The sequence below is a fragment of the Pseudomonas sp. Con_6 genome (assembly GCF_059379395.1).
Map to the genome: position 1 here is coordinate 3,433,131 of NZ_CM182011.1, position 15,969 is coordinate 3,449,099.

A 15,969-nucleotide genomic window follows, 5' to 3' on the forward strand; every position below is an offset into this window, starting at 1 on the left:
GATCTTGTGCACTGGCCAGAAGCCCGCCCTGCCGACAACTGGCAGCATGCAGGCATCTGCAACAGGAGCCTCACATGAAAATCGTCATCGCCCCCGACTCGTTCAAGGACAGCCTCAGCGCCGAGGGGGTGGCCGCGGCCATTGCCGGCGGGATCGCTGCCGTCCTGCCCCAGGCCGAGCTGGTGTGCTGCCCCATGGCCGACGGCGGCGAAGGCACCATGGACGCCATCGTCGCAGCCTGCCATGGCGAAGCCCGCAGCCTGCCGGTGCGCGGTCCGCTGGGACGTGAAGTCGTTGCACAGTGGGGCTGGCTCGGCGAATCCCGCACCGCGATCATCGAGATGGCCCAGGCCAGCGGCCTGCAACTGCTCGGCCTGGATGAGCGCGACGCCTGCCGCACCAGCAGCTACGGCACCGGCCAGCTGATCGGCGCGGCCCTGGACGCCGGCGCCGAGCGCATCATCCTGGCCATCGGCGGCAGCGCCACCAACGATGCCGGCAGCGGCATGCTCCGCGCACTTGGCCTGCGTACCTTTGACGCCCAGGGCGCGGAACTGGAGGAGGGCGGCCTGGCCCTGTGCAAGGTCGCCCGCGTCGATGCCAGTGGCCTCGATCCGCGTCTGGCCAGTGTGCGCCTGGAAGTGGCGGCGGATGTCGACAACCCGCTGTGCGGTGCGAATGGCGCCTCGGCGATCTTCGGACCGCAGAAGGGTGCGAGTCCCGAGCAAGTGGAACTGCTCGACCACGCCCTGGGGCATTTCGCCGATCATTGTGCGCAGGCCTTGGGCCGTGATGTTCGCGATTTCCCGGGCTGCGGCGCCGCCGGCGGCATGGGCTTCGCCGCCAAGGCGTTCCTCGACGCGCAGTTCCGTCCGGGGATCGAGGTGGTGGCCGAGCTGGCCGGGCTGGAAGCGGCGGTACAGGGCGCTGACCTGGTGATTACCGGCGAAGGACGTTTCGACGCCCAGACCCTGCGTGGCAAGACGCCATTCGGCGTGGCCAGGGTCGCCAAGCGCCATGGCGTGCCGGTGGTGGTGCTTGCCGGAACCTTGGGCGAGGGTTATCAGAAACTCTATGGCCATGGCATCGACGCTGCCTTCGCTATTGCCAGCGGCCCGATTACCCTGCAAGAGGCCTGCGCCAACGCCGCCGAACTGCTGGCGGCACGTGCCGGTGACATTTTGCGCCTCTGGCAGACCGCCAGGCGACGTTAAGCCTTGCGCGGCCCCTGTGGGAGCTGGCAAGCCAGCTTCCACAGGGGCCGCGTTGCCTCGAAGTCATTCGATCTGTCTGGCAAGCGTCGGCAGCTCCAGTTCGCCAAACGACGCACTGGCGTCCACATAACGCAGCGCCGACTTCACATCCCGCCAGCCCACATGACTCATCAAGGCCTTGGTGTCCCAGCCGTTGCTGCTCGCCCAGGTCGCAAAGCCACGGCGCAACGAGTGCGCACTGTAGCTCTGCGCCGGCAGACCGGCACCGGTGAAGATCCGCCGCAGCAGGGCGATCAGGCTGCCGCTGTTCAGCGCCTCTTCGCCGAGATTGCCCCAGCGGTCCAGCTTGCGGAACACCGGCCCGCGGGCGATCCCGGCCACCGTGATCCACTCCACATAAGCCTGCACCGGGCACAGGCTCTTCAGCGCCGGCATGCGGTGGGTCACCCCGCGTCCATGACGGTCGCCCTTGCTTTGCGACAGGTACAGCTGCATGCCGCCACCGGCCTGGGCCTGGATATGCTCGACCCGCAGCCGCGCCAGTTCATCGCCGCGAAACCCACGCCAGAATCCGATCAGCAACAACGCCGCGTCCCGCCTGGCCCGTAGCAGATCGGGCAGGCACTGCTCGCGCTCGGCGACGGCGGCGCACTGCTCCAGATGCCCGATGGTGCGTTGCAGATGCTCCAGGGTCAGCGGCGCGGCCTGGCGTTCCTGCACCGGGTGCACGGCGCGGATGCCCTTGAGCATCTGCCGCACCAGCGGTGCCTTGGTCGGGTCGGGAAAGCCCTGGCTGACATGCCACTGGCCGAGGGCGGCCATGCGCTGGCGCAGGGTATTGATGGAGTGCTCGCCGGCGAAGTCCGCCAGGTAGCGGGCGATGCTGTCGGCGGTGGCGGGGAGGAAGCCGCCCCAGGTCACCTCGAAGTGCTCGATGGCGGCGCGGTAGCTGCGCCGCGTGTTGTAGCGGACGGCGGCCTGGAGGTAGTGATCGATCGTGCTCATGGGCGAGAGCGTACTCCTCGACGACGCGTCGCGACAGCCCGCGTTGGCGCAGCACAGGGGGCTTCAGCTCGGCGTGTCAGACGCGCATGATGTAGTACAAGGCGTAGTAGCACGGCACGATGTCTATCACGTTGCCCAGCCCTGTGTTGTAGATCTTGATCGGGTGACTGTGCAGGCCCTGCTCGTCCGTGTTGAAAGTAAAGTTGGAATCGGTCAGCTTCGAGTCGGTCAGCCCCTGCCCGCCACCTGATTCGGTCTCGAAGCCGCGATGGTCGACCGTCGAACTGTGGTGGTGTATGCCGTCCTGGCCCAGCACGGCTTCATGGTCATGGGGCGGTAACTGATCGACGCGCAGGTACAGCTTGCCACCGCCCGTGCTTCGCGGCGGATACATGCCGCTTGCCTCTGCTCCGACGACGAAACGCCCGGACAGGTCCGGCGTGCCGTTCTGGCCGTTGCACAGGGCCCAGCCCGCCGGGACCTGGTTGGCATCGCCATACCACAGGATGATCGTGCGCCGCGGCATGAAGCCGGGCGCGGGCGAGTAGAGCCTGACCTTGATCGATTGTGCGAGCTGGTCACCCGTCACCGCATGCACCGCAGTCAAGGTATAGATCGTGGTGCTTTCCAGTTGCACATCGACGTGGTCGCTGAAGCGTGGCACCGCGATCTTGCGGGCGTATCCGCTGTTGCTGATGCTGACGTAGCCGGCGTTCTCGACGGTGAAATCCAGGCGCGAGGTGCCGGGGGCGAGCGGGTTGTCGAAGTGGTCCGGGGTGGCGCTCAGGCTGATGCGCAGCGGATCGACCTTGAGGATCTCCACCGCGTAGTAGCCGTCGTTGTAGCCGGGAATGTTGCGGTAGCTGATGTAGGCATAGGTCAGTCCCGCCGGCAACTGGCTGTCGATGCCGGTAAGGTCGAAGGCGATGGTCGCCTGCTGCCCGGTGCCGAGCACGTTGCCGCCGCCGTTGGCCGATGGCTGCATGACCCAGTACGGCTCGCTGCCCTGGGTTTTCTTCACCACCGGTTCCCAGGCGTTGCCGAAGTCATTGCGGATGTTCAGCTCGATGCCGCTGGCCAGGGCCAGGGTGGTCAAGGCACCGGCCTCGTCGCCGTAGACCAGGGTCAGCTGGAACGCCGGTTGCTGCTCCCAGCTGGCGGCCCCGGGCACCAGCGGTTCCGGCAGCGGGTTGGTCAGGTACAGGCACAGCCCGGTGTCGGGCGTATTGGTATAGAGGGTGTTGCTGCCGGCCAGGCCGACCAGCAGGGCGAGGGTCTTCTTTTCCTTGCTCGGCGCATTCAGCACGTGCACCGTCAGGATCTGGTTCACGGGGTTCGACCCGCCCTTCAGCCCGGAGACGCCTTGCAGTTGCAGGCTCATGTTGCGCGTATTGGGTGTGGCGGCCAGGACCCGTTCCAGGGCGAAGGCCAGTTTCGTGCCCGAGCCGAAATTCACATCCTCGGTGGGCGCAAGCACGCAGTAGGTCTTGTTCAGATCCTTGAAGTACTTGTAGTCCCACGCCACGCTGCCCTGGGCCACCCATTCGATCGCCTCGATCTCCTCGTTGCTCAGCAAACCGTCGAAGAACACATACAGCGCCGATTGCCCTTGGGGCAGCTTGCCGTGGGCAGCGGGCGTGCCCTTGTGCAGCCAGCCATTGCCGCCGGAGAGGTTGTCCAGGCTGAGGATGATCTGGTTGAAGGTCGGCGAGGCGGTCAGGTAGACCGATGACGTGCCGTCGAAGTTGGTCCAGGAGCTCGCCTCGATAGGGACAGCGCCCTTGCGATCGAGCGCCGCCCGCGCGGCGCTCGACCTTGAGAACGCTGCAAGGCTCAAGGCAGGCACCTGGGAGCCTTGATGCGGTTTTCCGCCAAGCTTGCCGCGCTCCTGTAACTACCCGCAATGACTCAGCTCACTACTTCTGCGTCCACGGCGCATATTCCAGTGCCACCCGGCCGACCCCCTGCTTCTGCGGGTTCGCACCGATCCCCGTAACCTGGCTCAGGTCAAGCTTGCTGCAGGCTTCGTTGAGCCGGCCTTGCAGCGCGCCATCCAGCTTGAAATCCGCCGGTCGCGTGCTGTTCGGGCGCAGGTCCACCAGGCAGCCGAGGCCATTGGTCTGGAAGTGGATGACCGCGATCCCCACGCTGTCCACGCGCTCGGTGTCGAGCAGATGCTCGCGGAAGAAGCGTCGCTGCGCATTGCCGGTCTTCCAGCGATCGGCGCTCAGGTCGTTGAATACCACCTGCACCGGTGCGACCACCTCGAGCTGGCCGTCCTCGTTGTACAGGCCATCGGGCGCCGTAGGGTAGATGGCGCGCAGGCAGCGCTCCTCGATGAACCGGGCGAACGCCTTGGGCTCGGTCCGGGTCAGTTCGATGGGCAACTGCTTGTCGACGTCGGGGCGGGCCCTTTGTGCCTTGCAACTGGTGGCCCGACCCAGGCGGTTGACGGTAATGCGCAGGGCGGCCACGCCGACCATTTGCTCTTGCACATCGCTGGCGATGCTTCGATACAGCGCGGCCTGAAACTTCTCCTGGAATTGCACCCTGGCCTTCGGATCGACGTCGGGCGGGGAGTATTTCAGCGCGCAGCCCGAGATCAGGGCGAAACTCAGCAAAGCGAAGGGAAGGAACTTCGACACGACACATCCTTGTTCAAGCATTCGACAGGGCGCGCAGGATAGCAGGGCCAATAATACAAATGCATCCCATTCCCGCACACCCCGCAGTGCACTCAGTACTTCCAGTCCACCGCCACTTCCAGGCTGCGCGGCTCACCCACGTAGTACTGGGTATTGCTCTGGTGGATGAAGCGCGCATACACCTCGTCGGTCAGGTTGCGCAGGCGTGCACTGACCTTGGTGTGCTTGTCCAGGTCATGGCTCATGGACAGGCCATAAAGCGTGTACGACGGCACCCACATGCTGTTCGCCGTATCCGCGTACACCGATGCCACGTAGCGCGCATCGGCGCCCACCTGCCAGCCCGGCGCGATGTCGTAGGTCAGCCACAGGTTGGCGGTGCGCTCGGGAATGTTCACCGGCGTCTTGCCGGCACGGGAATACACCGTGCCGCCGATGTTCTCGTTGAACGCGTCGTACTCCGCCCGGACCCAGGCAAAGTTGCCGGACGCCAGTAGCTGCGGGGTGACCTTGAACGACGCCGCCAGCTCGATGCCGGTGGAGGTCTGCTGGCCGGCCTGCTCGGTGACGTTGGGCTGGGTCGAGGAGGGCACCGAGATGTTCTTGCGCACGATGCGGTAGGCCGCTGCCGTGGCAGTGCCGCGGCCCTCGAGGAAGTCCAGCTTGCTGCCCACTTCCACCTGGCGGCCACGGCTCAGGTCCAGATCACCGACCTGGCCGATCGAGGCGCTGGTGAGGGTGCCGCCCGGTGGTTCGGCCGAGGTGCTGTATTGGGTGTACAGGCTGACGCTGGAGGTCAGGTCGTAGACCAGGCCCAGGCGCCCGGTGAGGGCGTCCCAGCGTCGGTCGAGTCCGGTGCGCGCAACGTGGTCGACCACCTCGAAGTCGAGATGGTCGTAGCGCAGGGCGCTGACCAGGGCCAGGCGGTCGGTCAGGCGGGTACGGTTCTCGACGAAGGCCGAACGGGTGTCGGTGGTGGTACTGCGGCCCTTGGCGCGGGGTGCGTCCATGCCCGGGATATCGAGGAAATGCCGGGGCTCGAAACTGCCGGCAGCGACCGTGTCGAAGGCCCCTTTGGACAGCGGATAGTTGGTCTGCTGGTTGCGGTTGTAGTCCAGGCCGAAGGCCCAGTCGCTCGCGAGGCCGAAGATCTCGCCCAGGTGGGTCAGTTCGAGGCGGTTGCCATTCACTTCCTGGTCATGACGCTGGCGGTAGCCGCCGGAGCGCTGCACTGCGCTGTTGTCGGCGTTATAGCGGTACACCTCCAGATTGCGGTAATCGCGCTGGCCGTCGTAGTGGTAGAAGGTGTTGCGCAGTTGCGTGTCGTCGTTGACGCGATAGTCGGTGATCGAGCGCAGCCAGCGGGTGCGCTGCTCGTAGCGGCCGTCCTCGACGTTGTAGTTGTCGAAGCGCGTGTGCCTGTCGATATGCAGGGTGCCGGACAGCGGGCGCAGCACCGGGGTGCCCCAGTACGGACTGTCTTCCTTCTCTTCCAGGTACTCGATGGCCAGGGTGTGGGACAGCTGCTCGTTGATATCGCTGAGCAGGGAAAAGGCCAGGTTACCGGCGTTGTTCTCCTGGCGATCGATATAGCCGTTGCTGCCGGTGCGACTGTAGTCCAGGCGCGCGTAGTGACGGGGTCCGGGGCCGTCGTTGAGCTCCTGGTTCACGCCGATGGCGGTTTCCCAGGTGTCGTAGCGGCCGTAGCTGACCCGGCCTTCGAGGCTGTCGGCGTCGCGGCTGGCCAGTTTGGTGACCATGTTCAGGCTGCCGCCCACCGCGCCGCTGCCATTGAGGAAGGACGACGGGCCGCCAAGCAGTTCGACCCGGTCGTAGATCCATGCGCCCACCGGCCGCCCGGCAGCGCCGTACTGGACGTTGATGCCGTTGAACAATTGGGCGATCTGCGCGCCGTTGAAGCCGCGGTAGGCGACATAGCCGCCCCAGCCCGGTGGCGCCGAGGCGTTCACCCCGGGCAGGGCGTTGGCGGCGTCCTGGAAGTTGCGTGCGCCGATGCGCTCCATGGTCGCGCGGTCGGCGATGCTGACCGAGGCCGGGTTTTCCCGTGGGCTCAGGTGCAGGCGCGAGCCGCTGTCGAGCGGTTTGTCGAGGTCGAGGCGGGTGCCCTCGGTGGGTGTGTCGCTGGCGGCGCTCACGGTGCTGGCGGGCAGGGTGAGGCTGTCGTCCTGCGCCCAGGCGCAGGTAGTCGCGCTGCTGATCAGCAGCGCCAGGGTGGTCAGGCGAAACATGCAAGTGCTTCCTGGTCAGGATTCGATAGGCTCGCGACGGCCTGCCTCGGGCAAGGCAGGGCGGACGCGGCGATGTCAGATCACGGCGAGGACAGCGGGGGAGGCGCGGGGATTGAGGCGCGGCCATTGCTCGCGGGGCAAGGGCAGCAGGTGGCTGTGGCCGAGCAGCAGGGTCTCGGGCCAATAGCGCGGGAACAGGTGCCTGAAGTAATCGCCGGGCAGGGCGGCGTGACCGGCGTGGCCACAGCAGCAGTCGCCGCTTTGCACCTTGCTGCTGGTCTGGCCGTCGAGTTCGGGCATCGCCGCCTTCAGTTGGGCCAGCAGGGACTTGGGCAGACTCTGGATGCCGTGGAGGGTACAGAAACTGCCAAGGATCAGTGACTGATTGTCGACGGTGGGCGGACGCAAGGCACGGTCCAGCGGCGTGGCCAGCAGGTTGAACAACACTGCGAAGCCTGCGAGCAGGATGATGTGGGTGCGTAGGCGTGACAGCATGATGGCCCTTTGGTGAGGCGGGCATTCAGCCGGATTTTGTCTTTGTTTTCAAGGGCCTCATTGCAAGGGCTAGCGCGGAAGCACCAGGCTCACCACCAATCCTCTACCTTCGCGCTCCGCCAGCTCCAGCGTCCCGCCATGGGCACCGACGATGCTCGCCGCAATGCTCAACCCCAACCCATGCCCGCCACCACTGCGCGACGGATCGCACTGGTAGAAATGCTCGAACACCCGCTGCCGATGCTCCGGTGCAATCCCTGGCCCGCGATCGGCAACCCGGATCAGCACCTGCGAATCCTCATCGACCACCTCGATATCGACCGGCCCGGGCGCATGGCGCCGGGCGTTGTCCAGCAGGTTCTGCAAGCAGCGGCGCAAGCCTGCGGGATGGGCGGGCAGCGGTCGCGCGCTGCCGTGGATCCTGAGCGTGCCCCCCAGATCCTGGAAATCTGCCTGCAACCCCTGCAACAACGCATCGACCGCCACCGGTTCTCGCGCCTGCTCCAGTTCGCCGTTGCGCAGGAAGTCCAGGCTGGCGGAAACCATGTCTTCCATATGCCCGAGGTCGTCGCGAAACCGCTGGCGCAGCCCCTCGTCCGGCAGCAACTCGGCGCGCAGGCGCAGGCGGGTGATCGGCGTACGCAGGTCATGAGACACCGCAGCGAAGAAGCGCGTGCGCTCGGCGATGCTGTCGATCAGCCGGCGCTGCATGGCATTGAAGGCCTGCGCCGCCTGGCGCACTTCCAGCGGCCCCTCCAGGCTCAGCGGCGGGCGATGGATGTCGCGGCCCAGCGCTTGCGCCGCTTCGGCCATCTGTTTCAACGGCCGCAGAGCCAGACGTACCGCCAGCAAGGCCACCAGGACCACCGCGAGAATCCGCAACAGATAGATGCGCAGGATGTAGTCGAACACCAGCGAACTGATCGAGCCGCTGCTCCAGCCCTGGCTTTCCGTGGCCTGGAGGAACAGGGTATTGCCATCTGGCAGGTTGACCCCGACGCGGATGCGCACGCTGGCCTGGTCGCCGTCGAACAAAGTGGTCGGCCCCGCCGGCTGTTCGCCGCCACCCAACAGTTCCAGGCAATACAGATGCAGGTTGGCCGCCTCGCCGCTGCGTTCGCTGACCAATTGGCGCAGCAGGGTTTCATACATCGGATCGCTGTCGGACTGTTCCGGGGCCTGCTCAAGGCGTTGCCAGCGCGGCGACTCCAGGCTCTGCAACAAGGTGTCGACGTGCCCGGGATCCTGCTTCGCCACCTGCATCAGGTCGGCGATCCGCGCCGCCATCAGCCGCAGCGGAATCTCCAGCACCTGGGTCTGGCGCACTTCGTGCCAGATGCTGCTGGTCAGCAACTGCGAGGTGAGCATGCCGCCCACCAGGATCAATACCAGGCGCCCATGCAGCGAACGCGGCCAGAAACGCTTCATTCGCTGTGCACCGCGTCGACGGTGAGCATGTAGCCCTCGTTGCGCACGGTGCGGATCAACGCCGCGGCCTTCGGTGCATCGTCCAGGTGCTGGCGCAGGCGGCTGATGCACACGTCGATGCTGCGGTCGTAGGGCATGCGCTCGCGCTCGAACACCTGGCTGAGCAGGAAGTCCCGGCTCAGCGGCCGGTTCGGGTGCTGCAGCAGCAGGCGCAGCACCCGGTAGTCGGAGTTGCCCAGGCTAATCACCAGCCCGGCGGGGGAGCGCAACTGGCGGGTAGTGGTTTCCAGTTGCCAGCCGGCGAAGCGCAGGTGCCGCGCTTCGTCCATCCGCGCGCGCTCTGGAAAGCTGTGGGCGCGGCGCAGCACCACCTTGATCCGCGCCAGCAGCTCGCGCGGGTCGAAGGGCTTGCCCAGGTAGTCGTCGGCGCCCATCTCCAGGCCGACGATACGATCCACCAGGGTGCCGCGGGCGGTGAGCATGATCACCGGGATATTGCTGTGCACGCGCAGGTCGCGGCACAGGCTCAGGCCGTCCTCGCCGGGCAGCATCAGGTCGAGCACCACCAGGTCGACCAGCTGTTCGTCGAGGCGCCGGCGCATCTCCCGGCCATCCGCCGCCACCGAGGTCCGCAGGCCGGCTTCATCCAGGTAGGTGGAGAGCAACTGGCGGATCTCGGGATCGTCGTCGACGATCAGGATATGGTCGGGCTGGGACATGGAAATGCTTCTCAAGTTGAATTGGCGCACTTTACACCCGTCTGGGTGAGGCAAATGTAATGGAATGTGTTGGCGGGCGATGGACGGCCTGGCCATTACATTTCCAGCGAAAGTGCTATCAGACGGCTGGATAGAATCCGGGGATACAAATACGACTGATTTACTTTAAGGAATAGCCATGTCCAACCTCTCCCCCCAGCGCCTGCCGTCGACGCTGGCCCCGGCTTTCGGCCTGCTGGTCGGCGCCTGCGTCACCCCGGCCCATGCCGAGGCCCTCGATTTGCCGGCCACCCAGGTCAACGGTAAGCAGTCTTCGACCTACAAGGTCGATGAAGTCACCTCGGCGAAGATCACCACGCCACTGCTCGATGCGCCGCAATCCATCACCGTGGTGCCCAAGGCGGTACTGGAAGAGCAGAACGCCCAGAGCCTGCAGGACGTGCTGCGCAATGTGCCGGGCATCACCTTCATGTCCGGCGAGGGCAACCTGGGCTGGGGCGACCTGTTCTCCATCCGTGGTTTCGCCGCCGAACAGAGCCTGACCGTCGATGGTGTGCGCGACGCCGGCATGTCCAGCCGCAACGACACTTTCAACCTGGAGCAGGCCGAAGTGTTCAAGGGCACCGGTTCCGTGGAATCCGGGGTCTCGGCGGTGGGCGGCAGCGTCAACCTGGTGAGCAAGCGCGCCCACCTTGGCGACGCCGGGCAGCTGTCCGCCGGTATCGGCACCGACAACTACAAGCGGCTGACCGCCGACATCAACCGCCAGCTCAACGAGACCACGGCGGCGCGAATCAATCTGATGAAGCACTACAACGCGGTCTCCGAGCGCGATGAAGTGGACTACGACCGCTGGGGCATCGCCACCTCGTTCGGCTTCGGCCTGGGCACCGACACTCGCCTGTGGCTCGATGCCTTCTACCAGAAGGACAAGAACACCCCGGACGGCGGCGTACCGATCCAGCGCGGCACCCATGGCGACCGCATGCCGGGGGTGTCCCGCGATGCCTGGTACGGCGACTCCAGCCTGTACACCCAGCGCAGCGAAACCCGCTCCCTGACCGGCCTGATCGAGCACGATTTCAATGATGACGTGACCCTGCGCAACCAGCTGCGCTGGCAGCAGACCGACAACTGGGCGGTGCTGTCCCCGGCGCGTTTCATCGCAGCCAATGCCGACGGCAGCCGCACCTGCACCGACACCCGCTGCGCCAGCCTGGGCTATGTCGGCCTCGGCCCGTTGAGTTCGATCAACGGCATCAACGCCTACACCCAGTACGCCAATAGCAACGGCACCGGCTACGGCATCCTGCGCGGCAGCGACTTCGGCCTGTCCAAGCGCTACGAGATCTTCGACAACCAGACCGACCTGCGCTTCAACCTCGACACCGGCGGCATCCACCATGAGGCGGTTACCGGCGTCGAGGTCTACCGCGAAAGCTACGGCGGCCTGCACAAGACCATGGACATACCGGACGGTTCGATGTTCTTCGACCTGTCCGATCCATCCCATCACTTCGCCTCGGTGTCCACCGACAAGGGCTACGGCGACCCGCGCAGCGTGGTGAAGAATGCGGCGGTCTATGCCTCCGACACCCTGACCCTCGACCCGCAATGGCAATTGCTGCTGGCCCTGCGTTATGACCGCTGGCAGGCCGACAGCGAGCGATCCACCGGCAACAGCAGCAGTCGCGACGACGCTATCGGCGGTCGCGCCGGTATCGTCTACAAGCCATTGCCCAACGGCAGCGTCTACCTGTCCTACAGCGAGGCGGCGCAGCCCTCGGCCATTGGCGCCACCACCAACAACCAGATCTACGGCGCGGCCAGCACCGAGGACTATAAGCCGGCCAAGTCCAAGACCTACGAACTGGGCACCAAGTGGGAACTGTTCGACGAGCGGCTGAACCTGAATGCCGCGATCTTCCGCACCGAGCTGGAAGACAGCTGGGAATACAGCGAGGGCGAGACCTCTCCGGTGCGCGCGCTGCCGGCCAAGCGCGTCGACGGTATCGAACTGGGCCTGCAGGGCAATATCACCGACCGCTGGTCGGCCTACGCTGGCTTCTCGGCGATGAAGAGCCGCCAGACCAAGGGCGCCAACAAGGGCGAGGAAGCCAAGAACGTTCCCGACCTGACCGCCAACCTGTGGACCAGCTACCAGCTCACTGACAACCTGGGCCTGAGCTACGGCGCCGACTACGTGGGCCGTCGCCGCTACAGCGACAACAAGTACGTCGGCGGGTTGAACAACAACAGTGCCTACGCTTCCGGGCCCTCGGGCGTGTACACGATCTATACCCGCGACCACGAGAAGGCGCCGTCCTACTGGCTGCACAGCATTGCCGCCCGCTACAAGGTGGACAGCCAGACCACGGTCAACCTCAACGTCAGCAACCTCTTCAACAAGTTCTACTACAGCCGCGTCGGCGCTTCCCTGGACGGCTTCCAGCTGTACGGCGTGCCCGGTGCCGGCCGCACCCTGACCGCCAGCGTGGACTACCGCTTCTGATGCTGATCGAAATCGACCGCCTGTTCAGCGCCGCGGAGCTGGACGACCTGCGCCGGCAACTGCTGGCGCAACCCTGGATCGATGGCAAGGCCACGGCGGGCGTGCAGTCCGCCCTGGCCAAGCGCAATCGCCAACTGGACGAGGACAACCCCCTGGCCCGGCAACTGGGCGAGTTGATCCTGCGCCGGCTTTCCGACAACCCGCTGTTCATGTCGGCGGCGCTGCCCAAGCGCATCTATCCGCCGTTGTTCAACCGCTATGGCGAGGGCGAGGGCTTCGGCTTCCACGTCGACAACGCCATCCGGGGGATCAAGGGCGTGCGTGAACGGGTGCGTACCGACCTCTCGGCGACCCTGTTCCTGGCCGAGCCGGACAGCTACGACGGAGGCGAACTGCTGATCCGCGACACCTTCGGCGAGCGCAGCGTCAAGCTGCCGGCCGGGCACCTGGTGCTGTACCCGGGCAGCAGCCTGCACCGGGTCGAACCGGTGACCCGTGGCGAGCGGCTGGCGGCGTTCTTCTGGATCGAGAGCCTGGTGCGTGAGGACAGCCAGCGCAGCTTGCTGCTGGACATGGATGTGGCGATCCAGCGCCTGACCGGGCAGGGCGCCGACCAAGGTTCGTTGCTGGAGCTGACCGGGGTCTACCACAACCTGCTGCGCCGCTGGGGCGATAGCTGAGCCCTCAAAAACCATTGATCGAAGGTATATCCGTGAAACGTCAACTAGCGTCATTGCTTCTCCTGCTCGGCCTCTGCCTCGGCCAGTCGGCCATGGCCATCGAGGTCACCGACGTCCTCGGCCGCAAGGTCGAGATCGACCACTCGCCACAACGCATCGTCCTCGGCGAAGGCCGGCTGTTCTTCGCCCTGGCCTTGCTCGACCGCGACAACCCGTTCCAGCGGGTGGTCGGCTGGCAGAACGATATGCGCCTGCTTGACCCGCATACCTATGAGGTCTACGCGCAGAAATACCCGGGCATCGCCAAGCTGCCGCTGATTGGCCAGGCTTCGGAGCAGAGCGTCAGCGCCGAGCAGATCCTGGCCCTTAAACCGGACCTCGCGGTCTTCAGCATCGCCGGCGAAGGCCCGACCCAGCACAGTCCGGTCGCCGACCTGCTGGCCAAGGCCGGGGTGCCGGTGCTGTTCATCGACTTTCGTGTGCACCCGATCCGCAATACCCGGGTCAGCCTGGAAGCTATCGGCCGGTTGCTCGGCCGCGAGCAGCAGGCGCAGGAATACCTGGGCTTCTACGACCGCCATCTCAAGGCGGTGACCGATCGCGTCGCCACTCTCGACGACAGCCAGCGCCCCAAGGTCTTCCTCGAACTGCTGGCGGGTGTCTGGCAGGCGCCAGGACATACCACCGGCAAGAGCGGACTGGGTAGCCTGGTGACGGCGGTTGGCGGCCACAACATCGCCGCTGACGTGGTGCCAGGAGCGCTGGGGGATGTCAGCGTCGAGTATGTGCTCAAGGCCGATCCCGACGTTTACATCGCCACCGGCAACCGTGCCCCGGGCGTACTGCTGGGTGCCGGGGTGCCACTGGATACCGCGCGGCAGAGCCTGGAAAAGATCACCGCGCGCCCGGAATTCGCGCCGCTGCGGCCGATCCAGGCGGGCCAGGCCCATGGCTTGTGGCATGACTTCTACAACTCGCCGTTCAATATCCTCGCGGTGGAAGCCATGGCCCGCTGGATCCACCCGCAACTGTTCGTCGACCTGGATCCGGCGCGCACCTTGGGCGAGATCAACGGCATGCTCAAGGTCGGCCTGGACGGCCAGTATTGGATCGACGCCAAGTGACGGTATTGATGGAGCAGGGCGCCACGCTGGCCGCGTGGCGCTACAAACGGCTGCTGTGGCGGCGCACCCTGCTGGTCTTAGGACTGGCCGGGGTGCTCGGCCTCTCGGTACTCGGCGATCTGGCCAGTGGCGCCTCAGGCATGAGCCTGGGGCGTCTGCTTTCCGGGCTGTTCGATCCGGCCGCGTTGAGCGCCACCGAACAGGTGATCATCTGGAACGTGCGCCTGCCATACGCGCTGATGGCAGTGCTGGTAGGGGCCGCCCTGGCTCTGGCGGGCGCCGAGATGCAGGCGATCCTCGACAACCCGCTGGCCAGTCCCTTCACCCTCGGCGTGTCCTCGTCGGCGGCGCTTGGGGCGTCGCTGGCCATCGCTTACCCGCTGGGCGTGGCCTGGCTGGAGCCGGGGGTGCAGATTCCGTTGATGGCCTTCGTCTTCGCCTGCCTCTCGGTGCTGCTGTTGCAGTCCATGGCCAGGTTGCGCGGGGCCGGGGTGGAAAGCCTGGTGCTGTTCGGCATTGCCCTGGTGTTCAGTTGCAACGCCCTGGTGTCCTTGTTGCAACTGCTGGCCACCGAGGACGTGCTGCAGCAACTGGTGTTCTGGACCCTGGGCAGCCTGGCCCGGGCCAACTGGCAGAAGCTGGGCATGCTTGCCTTGGTGGTGGCGGTGGTCTTGCCGTTTTCCCTGCGCGCGGCACCGGCCCTGACCCTGCTGCGCATGGGCGAGGAGCGGGCACGCAGCTTTGGCGTGGACACCCGGCGCCTGCGAGTGGCTTCGCTGTTGCGCATCAGCCTGCTTTCGGCCACGGCGGTGGCTTTCGTCGGCACCATTGGCTTCATCGGCCTGGTCGGCCCGCATATCGCCCGCCTGCTGGTAGGGGAGGACCAGCGCTTCCTGTTGCCGGCCAGTGCCCTGGTCGGGGCCTTGCTGCTGTCGCTGTCGTCGATCGCCAGCAAGCTGATCCTGCCCGGGGTGATCGTGCCGGTGGGCATCGTCACCGCGCTGGTGGGTGTGCCGATTTTCGTGGTGCTGGTGTTCCGGCGGGGGAGAAGGTTGTGAGCCTGCTGATCAATGAGGTATCGGTGAGCTATGGCGCGCGGCGCATCCTCCAGGGTGTGAGCCTGCCGGCCTTGCCAGCGGGTAGCCTGGTGGCGCTGGTGGGGCCGAACGGTGCCGGCAAGTCCACCTTGCTTCGTGCCCTGGCCGGGCTGGAGCGTATGACCGGCGCGCTGGGGCTGGATGGCGTGGATGTGACACGGCTGGGCTTCGCCGAGCGCTCGCGGCGCTTGGCCTACATGCCTCAGCAACTGCCACCGGGGATTGCCCTCGGGGTGCTGGAAAGTATCGTCGCGGCGTTGCGGGTCGGTGGTGGCGAGGATCTGCTCGGCACCGCGTTCATGGCGTTGCGGCGCCTGGGAATCGAGCATTTGGCGGAGCAGTCGCTGGACAGCCTGTCCGGCGGCCAGCGCCAGTTGGTGGCGCTGGCCCAGTTGCTGGCACGGGATCCGTCGGTGCTGTTGCTCGACGAGCCCACCAGCGCGCTGGACCTGCATTACCAGTTGCGGGTGATGGATGCAGTGCGCGAGCGGGTGGTGTCACGCAAGTTGCTGGCCGTGGCGGTGCTGCACGATATCAACCTGGCGGCGAGTCATGCCGACTGGCTGGTGGTGTTGCACAAGGGCCGGGTGGTGGCCAGCGGGGCGCCGGAGGAAGTGCTGACGCCGGGGTTGCTGGCCGAGGTGTATGGGGTGCAAGCGCGGGTCGAACGTTGTTCGCGGGACAGGCTGCAGGTACTGGTGGATCGGGCCTTGCGAGGCTGAACACTGTCCCCTGTGGGAGCGGGTTCACCCGCGATTACGGTGGTGAATTCACTACTGCAATCGCGGGTGAACCCGCTCC

13 protein-coding genes are annotated in these 15,969 nt (G+C 66.0%); 6 read left to right on the top strand and 7 right to left on the bottom strand.

The annotated features are described in order from the left end of the window. Positions 1-74 precede the first annotated feature (74 nt). Positions 75-1,214, top strand: coding sequence for a glycerate kinase (locus AC5QPF_RS15340; protein WP_494964035.1), 1,140 nt, complete (start codon positions 75-77; stop codon positions 1,212-1,214). Between the two features lie 63 nt (positions 1,215-1,277). On the opposite strand, the gene AC5QPF_RS15345 is transcribed toward AC5QPF_RS15340, so the two are convergent. The 7 genes from AC5QPF_RS15345 to AC5QPF_RS15375 form a co-directional block, all read right to left on the bottom strand. Then, a complete protein-coding gene (locus AC5QPF_RS15345) occupies positions 1,278-2,219 on the bottom strand; it encodes a tyrosine-type recombinase/integrase (protein ID WP_494964036.1) in 942 nt (313 codons plus the stop codon). A 76-nt stretch (positions 2,220-2,295) separates the two neighbouring features. After that, on the bottom strand, positions 2,296-4,056 hold the full coding sequence (locus tag AC5QPF_RS15350; protein ID WP_494964037.1) for a hypothetical protein: 1,761 nt from the start codon (positions 4,054-4,056) through the stop codon (positions 2,296-2,298). A 79-nt stretch (positions 4,057-4,135) separates the two neighbouring features. Further along, positions 4,136-4,864, bottom strand: a complete 729-nt coding sequence (locus AC5QPF_RS15355) for a hypothetical protein (protein WP_494964038.1) — start codon at positions 4,862-4,864, stop codon at positions 4,136-4,138. Positions 4,865-4,956: 92 nt separating this feature from the next. Then, positions 4,957-7,113 carry a TonB-dependent siderophore receptor gene (locus tag AC5QPF_RS15360; protein WP_494964039.1) on the bottom strand — a complete coding sequence of 719 codons (2,157 nt, stop codon included), beginning with the start codon at positions 7,111-7,113 and terminating at the stop codon, positions 4,957-4,959. Between the two features lie 75 nt (positions 7,114-7,188). Beyond that, positions 7,189-7,608: a DUF2946 family protein gene (locus AC5QPF_RS15365; RefSeq protein WP_494964040.1), complete on the bottom strand. Its 420-nt coding sequence runs from the start codon at positions 7,606-7,608 to the stop codon at positions 7,189-7,191. Positions 7,609-7,677: 69 nt separating this feature from the next. Further along, the gene (locus tag AC5QPF_RS15370; RefSeq protein WP_494964041.1) at positions 7,678-9,036 is read right to left on the bottom strand and encodes an ATP-binding protein; all 1,359 of its coding nucleotides are present in this window, start codon (positions 9,034-9,036) and stop codon (positions 7,678-7,680) included. Next, the gene (locus tag AC5QPF_RS15375) at positions 9,033-9,755 is read right to left on the bottom strand and encodes a response regulator (RefSeq protein WP_494964042.1); all 723 of its coding nucleotides are present in this window, start codon (positions 9,753-9,755) and stop codon (positions 9,033-9,035) included. Before AC5QPF_RS15375 ends, AC5QPF_RS15370 begins: the two co-directional genes overlap by 4 nt. A gap of 178 nt (positions 9,756-9,933) precedes the next feature. Here AC5QPF_RS15375 and AC5QPF_RS15380 point away from each other — a divergent pair, with 178 nt between their 5' ends. The 5 genes from AC5QPF_RS15380 to AC5QPF_RS15400 all read left to right on the top strand — a co-directional run bounded on the left by AC5QPF_RS15380 (position 9,934) and on the right by AC5QPF_RS15400 (position 15,890). Beyond that, on the top strand, positions 9,934-12,267 hold the full coding sequence (locus AC5QPF_RS15380; protein WP_494964043.1) for a TonB-dependent siderophore receptor: 2,334 nt from the start codon (positions 9,934-9,936) through the stop codon (positions 12,265-12,267). Continuing rightward, complete coding sequence (locus AC5QPF_RS15385; protein WP_494964044.1) at positions 12,267-12,947, top strand: Fe2+-dependent dioxygenase; 681 nt, start codon at positions 12,267-12,269, stop codon at positions 12,945-12,947. The genes AC5QPF_RS15380 and AC5QPF_RS15385 overlap by 1 nt, the downstream gene beginning before the upstream one ends. Positions 12,948-13,039: 92 nt before the next feature. Continuing rightward, on the top strand, positions 13,040-14,071 hold the full coding sequence (locus tag AC5QPF_RS15390) for an ABC transporter substrate-binding protein (protein ID WP_494964181.1): 1,032 nt from the start codon (positions 13,040-13,042) through the stop codon (positions 14,069-14,071). 8 nt (positions 14,072-14,079) lie between these two features. Beyond that, positions 14,080-15,129: an iron chelate uptake ABC transporter family permease subunit gene (locus AC5QPF_RS15395; protein WP_494964182.1), complete on the top strand. Its 1,050-nt coding sequence runs from the start codon at positions 14,080-14,082 to the stop codon at positions 15,127-15,129. After that, complete coding sequence (locus tag AC5QPF_RS15400) at positions 15,126-15,890, top strand: ATP-binding cassette domain-containing protein (protein WP_494964045.1); 765 nt, start codon at positions 15,126-15,128, stop codon at positions 15,888-15,890. Before AC5QPF_RS15395 ends, AC5QPF_RS15400 begins: the two co-directional genes overlap by 4 nt. Positions 15,891-15,969 lie beyond the last annotated feature (79 nt).